An 8,019-nucleotide genomic window follows, 5' to 3' on the forward strand; every position below is an offset into this window, starting at 1 on the left:
CGGTGCAACGACCGCGGGGGGGGGCGGGGGGGCCCCCCCCCCCCCCCGCGGCGGGGGGGGGGGGGGGGGGGGGGCGCGCCGCGGGGGGGGGGGGCGGGGCCGGGGAGCCCCCGACCCCGCCCGCGGCGGTGCTGCTCAGCTCTCGGAGCTCGCTCCGGCGGTGGCGTCCGCGGCGTCGCCGGGGACGGCCTCCGGGGAGTTCGTCGGCGCGGCCGCGGCCCGGGACGCCGCCCGGCGCCGCGGCCTGCGGGTGACCGAGGCCGTCGCGGGCGCCGGCGCCTCCGGGACCCCGTTGGTGGCGGGCTCGGCCGGCTTCTCCACCGCGAGGACCACCGGCTCGGCCGATGCTCCCGCGCTGCCCGCCGGGCGGCTGACCTTGCGCCGCCGGGAGCGGCCGTTGGTCTCACCGGACTCCGGCTGCTGGGCGGCCGGGGATGCGGGCTGCTGCTGCGCGGAGTGCTGCGCGGGCCGCTGCTCGACCGGGGCGGCGGGTTCGGCCGCCTGCTCCTGCTTCGCGGGCTTGCCGCCGTGCTCGCCAGGGGCCTGCTCGGCGGTGTCCTGCTTGCCGCCGTCCTTCCGGCCCGAGTCCTGCTCGGCGGGCTTGCCCTGCTCGCGCTTGCCGCCGCCGTGCTTGCCGCCGTCCTGCTTGCCGGAGTCCTTGGCCGACTCGTGCTTGCCGGAGTCCTGCTTGGCGGAGTCCTTGCCCGACTCCTGCTTGCCCGAATCCTTGCCGGACTCCTGCTTGCCGGACTCCTGCTTGGCAGAGTCCTGCTTGCTCTGGGCGTCCTTCGAGGACTGCTCCTGCACGGCCCCGTTGCGCTCGCCGTGCTGCGCACCGTCCGAGTCCCCGGAGCCGTCGTGCTTGCCCTTGTTGCGGTTCCGGCGCGAGCCGCCGCCACCGCCGCCGCCGGAGTTCCCACCGCCGTGCTGGTGCACCACCGGGTCCGTCGAGACCATCAGGCCCCGTCCGCGGCAGTGCTCGCACGTGCTGCTGTAGGCCTCCAGGAGACCGGTGCCGACCCGCTTGCGGGTCATCTGCACCAGCCCGAGCGAGGTCACCTCGGCGACCTGGTGCCGGGTGCGGTCCCGCCCGAGGCACTCGGTGAGCCTGCGCAGCACCAGGTCCCGGTTGGACTCCAGCACCATGTCGATGAAGTCGATCACGATGATGCCGCCGATGTCGCGCAGCCGCAGCTGGCGCACGATCTCCTCGGCCGCCTCCAGGTTGTTCCTGGTGACCGTCTCCTCCAGGTTGCCGCCCGAGCCGGTGAACTTGCCGGTGTTGACGTCGATGACGGTCATCGCCTCGGTGCGGTCGATCACCAGGTAGCCACCGGAGGGCAACCAGACCTTGCGGTCCAGCGCCTTCGCGATCTGCTCGGTGATCCGCTGCTCGGTGAAGACGTCGCCCTTGCCGGTGTGCTTGGTGAGCCGGCTCATCAGGTCCGGCGCCACGTGCTGCACGTAGGCCTCGATGGTGTCCCACGCGTCGCCGCCCTGGACGACCAGCGAGGAGAAGTCCTCGGTGAACAGGTCCCGCACGACCTTGATCAGCAGGTCGGGCTCCTCGTAGAGCAGCTGCGGCGCCTGGGCCTTCGGGGTGTCGGCCTTCTCCTTGATGACCTCCCACTGGGCCTGCAGGCGGCGCACGTCGCGGTCCAGGGCCTCTTCGCTGGTGCCCTCGGAGGCGGTGCGGATGATCACACCGGCGTTGTCCGGGACGATCCGCTTGAGGATCTCCTTGAGCCGCTTGCGCTCGTTGTCCGGCAGCTTCCGGCTGATGCCGGTGGCACCGCCGCCGGGCACGTACACCAGGAACCGGCCGGGCAGGCTGATCTGGGTGGTCAGCCGGGCGCCCTTGTGACCGACGGGGTCCTTGGTGACCTGGACCAGGACGCTGTCGCCGGTGGACAGGGCCTGCTCGATGCGGCGCGCCTTGCCCGCGAGCCCGGCGGCGTCCCAGTCGACCTCGCCCGCGTACAGCACGGCGTTGCGGCCGCGGCCGATGTCGACGAACGCGGCTTCCATGCTGGGCAGCACGTTCTGCACGCGGCCCAGGTACACGTTGCCGACGAGCGAGCCGGAGCCGGAGGCGGTGACGAAGTTCTCGACGAGGACGTTGTCCTCCAGCACCGCGATCTGGGTCTGGTCGCCGTTCTCGCGCACCACCATGCTGCGGTCCACCGCTTCGCGGCGGGCGAGGAACTCGGACTCGGACAGCACCGGGGCCCGGCGGCGACCGGCTTCGCGGCCGTCGCGGCGGCGCTGGCGCTTGGCCTCCAGCCGCGTGGAGCCCTTGATCGCGCGGACCTCGTCGTCGCTGCTCTCCGGGCGGCCGTTGTCCTGCCGCTCCTCCCGGACGTGCACGACGGTGTTCGGCGGATCGTCGTCCCGCGACGGTCCGTCGTCGTCCCCGGCGCCCTTGCGGCGGCGGCGACGGCGGCGACGGCGGCTGGAGTCCTCACCGCCGCCGTCGGCGGGCGCGTCGGCGGACTTGGTGTCCTTCTCGTCCTCGGCGGCCGTGTCGGCGGAGTCCTCGCGGGCGTCGTCCTTGCGGCCGCCGTCCTTGCGGGAGTCCTTCCGACCCTTGCCGGGCTTGTCCTGCTTGCCGGGCTTCTCGGCCTCGTCCTCGGGCTGCTCGTCGCCCGCTTCGGACTGCTCGCCTTCGCCGCCCTTGCCGCGGCCGCGGCCGCGGCGCCCGCGGCGGCGACGGCGGCGGCCGCCGTTCTCGTCGTCGCCCTCGGCCGATTCCTCGCCGTCGGCGGAGTGGTCGGAGTCGTCGCCCTCGTCGTCGGTCTCGGCGACCGGTTCCGGCTTCGGCGCAGCGGGCGCGGGGCGGGCCGCGACGGGCTCCGGGGCGAGGAACATCGCCTGCGGGGCCGCGAACACCGGGTTCAGCGGGGTGGTCTCAGCCGGCTGCTCGGGCGTCTCGTCCTGCTGGGCGGGCTGCTCCGGCGCCGGATCCTGCTTCGCGGTCGCGGCGGGCTGCTCGGCGGCGTCCTCGGCGACGATCTGCTCGGGACGCAGCTGCTGCACCACCCGGAGCGCGACCTCGCGCGTGATGTTGGACTGCGCGCTGCGCACGGCCTCGCCGAGCGAATCGAGGGAGGTGATGACCTCCCGGCTGCTGGCCCCCAGCAGCTTCGCCAGCGCGTGCACTCGCAGCTTGGCGGGCAGTTCGAAGGTGCCCGAGCCGCTTTCCTGCGTGGATGTGGGCGATGGCCCGCTGGCGTTCCCAGCGGGCGTTTCCGTGTTCGACATTCAACTCCTCCGCCCCCGGGCGCGTCCGTTGGACGCGGCCGCACAGGAGCATGTGCGTTCTGCGGTCTTCCGTCGCCCGGGGGCGACGGCAATTCTGCTGGTCCCCTCCGTCCCGGATCTGGGTGAACCGGGAAGTCCCACGGTGGGTCCGACGGTGTCCGCGCCTTGGCACGTCACCCGGCCGGGATTGTCTCCCGCTGGGCCACGGCCGTCGCCCTGTCCTGGGCGAACGGGTCGGCGAGCCCTCCCTCGTCGTCGAGCCGACCTTGTTCCCACCGGGTCGCTCGAGCGGCCGTGGACGGGTCCAGATCGGCGACGACGCGCAGGGCGTTCAGCACATCGTCGGGTCGAACGACGGGTGTTGTCTGCCGCACGACCGTTACGAGTATCCCATACGGTGCAGGACCCTTCGGCCAATCGTCCACTTGGGCGACGGAAGCGGAAGATTGGTCACACACCGCAGCCGGATCTGCACTGTCCAGGACTTCCGCCGACACGAGCGCCGCTCGCGCGTCCAAGGTCCGGCGCCCGTCCTTGGTCATCCGCTCCACTTCGACCGACTCGGCGGCGAGCAGGGCGGCGACCGCGGCGCGCAGCGGTTCGACCCCGACGTCCGGCAGTTCGACCGCCCAGCGGCTCGCTGTGAGGCGTTCGGCCAGCGCGCCCGGCCCGGCCTCCACCACTTCGACGAGCTCCATCCCGGGCGGCAGCACCCGGTTCAGCTCCGCCCGCAGCAGGTCCGGTTCCACCCGCTGCACCAGCTGCAGCTCGACGTACTCGGCTTCGCTGGCCACGCCCGTCGGCACCGCACCGGCCCAGGAGATCTTGGGATGGGGGCTGAACCCCTGCGAGTACGCCATCGGTACCCCCGCGCGGCGCAGCGCCCGCTCGAACACCCGGGCGAGGTCGCGGTGCGAGCTGAACCGCAGGCGCCCTCGTTTGGTGTAGCGCAGGCGCAGCTTCTGCACCGGCGCCGCGGACGGGTTGGGGTGGTCGCGGCGACTCACCAGGGCTCCTCCCGGGTGCGGCCGCACGTGTCGGCCGATCGTGATCAGCGCCGGCCCGGGAGCGGAGCCACCGGGCCGTGCCACGACGGTACCGCCTGGTTCCGCGCAGGTGGTCGAGCACCGCGCGGTATGTTCTTCCGGCCCTTGTACCGCCGGGTGCGGGCCGCCTAACGTCGCGCGTGTCCCGGCGGCCGCCAGCGGGCGATCGCCCGGTCACGTGGGAGGTTCGACGTGCCCCTCGCCCGGTCGGCCGGTGCCGCCGCGGCCAGCCTCGCGTTGCTGGGCCTGCTGGCCGGACCCGGCCCCGCCGCCACCGCGGAACCGGACCCGTCCTGCACCGCGGGCGGCCCCGCGCTGCGTTACGTCGTGCTGTTCGACCCCGGCCTGCCCCGCGCCACCGCGGAATCCGAGGCAGCGGGTCAGTGCGGGTCGACGGCGGCGTACTACCCGGAGATCGGCGTGGCCGTCGTGGACTCGGCCGAACCGGACTTCACCGGGCGGATGGGGCGGGACCGCGCCTACAGCGCCGAGCGGCAGGTCCTCGCGGACCGCGTCGAGGCGGAGCGCGGCGAGCAGGCAGCGGGTGCGGGCACCGCCCCGGACCAGCAGTGGAACCTGCGCGCGATCCACGCCGCGGACGCGCACCCCACGACCCGCGGCGCGGGCGCGCTCGTCGGGGTGCTCGACTCCGGCGTCGACGCCGCGCACCCGGAGCTGGCGGCCGCGCTGGACGTGCGGCGGTCCGCGAACTGCCTCACCCCGGAGGACCCGGAGCTCGACGCCCCGCCGGAGGGCGACGCGCACGGCACCCACGTGGCGGGCATCATCGCCGCCGCGGACGACGGCGCGGGCGTCACCGGCGTCGCCCCCGAGGCCCGGCTGGCGTCGATCCGGGTGGTCAACGCGGACGGGTACGTGCACCCGGAGGCCGCGGTGTGCGGGTTCGTGTGGGCCGCCGAGCACGGCGTGGACGTGGTGAACAGCAGCTTCCTGGTGGAGTCCGCGCAGCTGGGCTGCACCCGAGCCGGATCCCCGGTGCCGCGGGAGGCGGTGCGCCGGGCGGTGCGCTACGCGACCGAGCGGGACGTGCTCACCGTCGCGGCCGTCGGCAACGAGAGGGCCGACCTGACCGCGGTGCCGCCGGAGCGCGAACCGGTGTGCGATGCGGTGCCGACCGAGCTGGACGGGGTGGTGTCGGTGGCCGCGGTCGGTCCCGACGAGGTGAAGTCCGGTTACAGCTCGTACGGGCTCGGCGCGGTGGACGTGGCGGCGCCGGGCGGCGAGCAGCGCGACGAGCAGTGCGTGCGCTCGACGGCGCCCGGCGGGGACTACCGCTCGACCTGCGGCACCTCGATGGCGGCGCCGCACGTGGCGGGCGTGGCGGCGATGCTGGCGTCCCGCGATCCGGACGCGGGCGCCGCCGAGCTGGGCCGCAGGCTGCTGGAGACGGCCCGGCCGCTGCCGTGCCCGGCGGACTACGACCTCGACGCGGACGGCGCGCAGGACGCGCTGTGCCGCGGCTACGCCACCTACAACGGCTTCTACGGCCACGGCCTCGTCGACGCCCGGGCCGCCCTCGCTCCGCCGGGCTGACACCCGAGCGGTCGGTCAGCCGAACGCGGGGTTGCTGACCGGGGAGCCCTTGCCGACCGGGCTGATCGGCAGCAGCGCGCGCCCCGACGGCCCGATCTCGATGTCGGTGCCCATCGTCGGGCACACCCCGCAGTCGAAGCACGGCGTCCACCGGCAGTCGTCCTGCTCCCGGGCGTCGAGCGCGTCCTGCCAGTCGGCCCAGAGCCATTCCTTGTCCAGCCCGGAGTCCAGGTGGTCCCAGGGCAGGATCTCCAGCTCCCCGCGTTCCCGGGTGGTGTACCAGGCGACGTCGACGCCGAACCGCGCGAGCTCCTCGGCGGCGCAGTCCACCCAGCGCTGGTAGGAGAAGTGCTCGTTCCACCCGTCGAACCGGCCGCCCTCGCGCCACACCCGCTCGATGACGGTGCCGAGCCTGCGGTCACCGCGGGACAGCAGCCCTTCGACCAGCGAGGGCTTGCCGTCGTGGTAGCGCATGCCGATGTTGCGCCCGAGGGAGCGGTCCGAGTTGACGGCGTGGCGGAGCTTGCGCAGCCGCTCGTCCACGGTGTCCGGATCGCACTGCGCGGCCCACTGGAACGGGGTGTGCGGTTTCGGCACGAACCCGCCGATGGAGATGGTGCAGCGGATGTCCTTGCGCCCGCTGACCTGCCGTCCGGCGCGGATGACCTCCTTGGCCATCTCGGCGATCTGCAGGACGTCCTCGTCCTCCTCGGTGGGCAGGCCGCACATGAAGTAGAGCTTGACCTGCCGCCAGCCGTTGGCGAACGCGGCGGACACAGTCCGGATGAGGTCCTCTTCGGACACCATTTTGTTGATGACGCGGCGGATGCGTTCGCTGCCGCCTTCGGGAGCGAAGGTGAGCCCGGAGCGGCGGCCGTTGCGGGACAGCTCGTTGGCGAGGTCCACGTTGAACGCGTCGACGCGGGTGGACGGCAGCGACAGGCTGGTGTTGGAGCCCTCGTAGCGGTCGGCGAGGCCCTTGGTGACCTCGGCGATCTCGGAGTGGTCGGCGGAGCTCAGCGACAGCAGCCCGACCTCCTCGAACCCGGTCGCTTCCAGGCCCTTCTGCACCATCTCACCGATGCCCTCGGGCGAGCGCTCCCGCACCGGCCGGGTGATCATCCCGGCCTGGCAGAACCGGCAGCCGCGGGTGCAGCCGCGGAAGATCTCCACGCTCATCCGCTCGTGGACGCTCTCGGCGAGCGGCACCAGCGGCTGCTTCGGATACGGCCACTCGTCGAGTTCCATGGTGGTGCGCTTGAACACCCGGTAGGGCACGCGCTCGTGGTTCGGCACGACCTCGGCGATGGTGCCGTCCGCGGCGTAGCGCACGTCGTAGAACTTCGGCACGTACACGCCACCGCTCTCGGCGAGCCGCAGCAGCAGCTCGTCGCGCCCGCCGGGGCGCCCCTCGTCCTTCCAGCGCCGGATCGCGGCGGTGATCTCCAGGACGGATTCCTCGCCGTCCCCGAGCACGGCCGCGTCGAGGAAGTCGGCGACCGGTTCCGGGTTGAACGCGGCGTGCCCGCCCGCGAGCACCACGGGGTGCTCCTCGGTGCGGTCGACGGCGTGCAGCGGGATGCCCGCGAGGTCCAGCGCGCTGAGCAGGTTCGTGTAGCCGAGTTCGGTGGCGAAGCTGACGCCGAGCACGTCGAAGGCGCCGACCGGGCGGTGCGCGTCCACGGTGAACTGCGGGATGCCGTGCTCCCGCATGAGCTCCTCCAGGTCCGGCCACACCGAGTAGGTGCGCTCGGCGAGCACGTCGGAGAGCTCGTTGAGGATCTCGTAGAGGATCATGACGCCCTGGTTGGGCAGCCCGACCTCGTAGGCGTCGGGGTACATCAACGCCCACCGCACGGTGGTCGCGTCCCACTCCTTGACGGTCGCGTTGAGCTCCCCGCCCACGTATTGCACGGGTTTGGAGACGCGGGGCAGCAGCGGCTCCAGGCGGTCGAACACGGACTCCACACTCACACCGGCCAGGGTAGTGGCCGGGGTCGCAGCAGGTCCGGGGGCGGTGGGCGCGGCCCCGATCAGCGGTGCCGGGGGCGCGCCGCGGGGGGGGGGGCGGGGGGGGGGGCGCGGGCCGCGGCGCGGGGCGCTGTCCCCGCGCGGGGACGTGCTGTACGCGGCGGGGGAGCTCAGCGACACCGTGCAG

General features: G+C 73.7%; 4 protein-coding genes. 1 reads left to right on the forward strand and 3 read right to left on the reverse strand.

Annotated features, from left to right (window positions below; all coding sequences use genetic code 11):
• Positions 1-135: 135 nt before the first annotated feature.
• Together LCD35_RS21300 and LCD35_RS21305 are read right to left on the reverse strand one after the other, a co-directional pair.
• A complete protein-coding gene (locus LCD35_RS21300) occupies positions 136-3,261 on the reverse strand; it encodes a translation initiation factor IF-2 N-terminal domain-containing protein (protein WP_225044727.1) in 3,126 nt (1,041 codons plus the stop codon).
• A gap of 173 nt (positions 3,262-3,434) precedes the next feature.
• Entirely contained in the window at positions 3,435-4,268 is an 834-nt protein-coding gene (locus tag LCD35_RS21305; protein ID WP_373689977.1) for a TIGR03936 family radical SAM-associated protein, read from the reverse strand.
• Positions 4,269-4,499: 231 nt separating this feature from the next.
• Here LCD35_RS21305 and LCD35_RS21310 point away from each other — a divergent pair, with 231 nt between their 5' ends.
• Positions 4,500-5,861 (forward strand): S8 family serine peptidase, encoded by a 1,362-nt coding sequence (locus LCD35_RS21310; protein ID WP_225044728.1) that lies wholly within the window; start codon positions 4,500-4,502, stop codon positions 5,859-5,861.
• A gap of 15 nt (positions 5,862-5,876) precedes the next feature.
• On the opposite strand, the gene LCD35_RS21315 is transcribed toward LCD35_RS21310, so the two are convergent.
• Positions 5,877-7,835: a TIGR03960 family B12-binding radical SAM protein gene (locus tag LCD35_RS21315; protein ID WP_225044729.1), complete on the reverse strand. Its 1,959-nt coding sequence runs from the start codon at positions 7,833-7,835 to the stop codon at positions 5,877-5,879.
• Positions 7,836-8,019 lie beyond the last annotated feature (184 nt).

It is taken from the genome of Saccharopolyspora sp. 6V (genome assembly GCF_020176785.1).
GTDB classification, from domain to species: Bacteria; Actinomycetota; Actinomycetes; order Mycobacteriales; family Pseudonocardiaceae; genus Saccharopolyspora_C; species Saccharopolyspora_C gregorii.

What these genes read in the sequence shown, in the direction of transcription:
- LCD35_RS21300 (WP_225044727.1), bottom strand. Translation starts at nt 3,261, where the DNA reads ATGTCGAACACGGAAACGCCCGCTGGGAACGCCAGCGGGCCATCGCCC.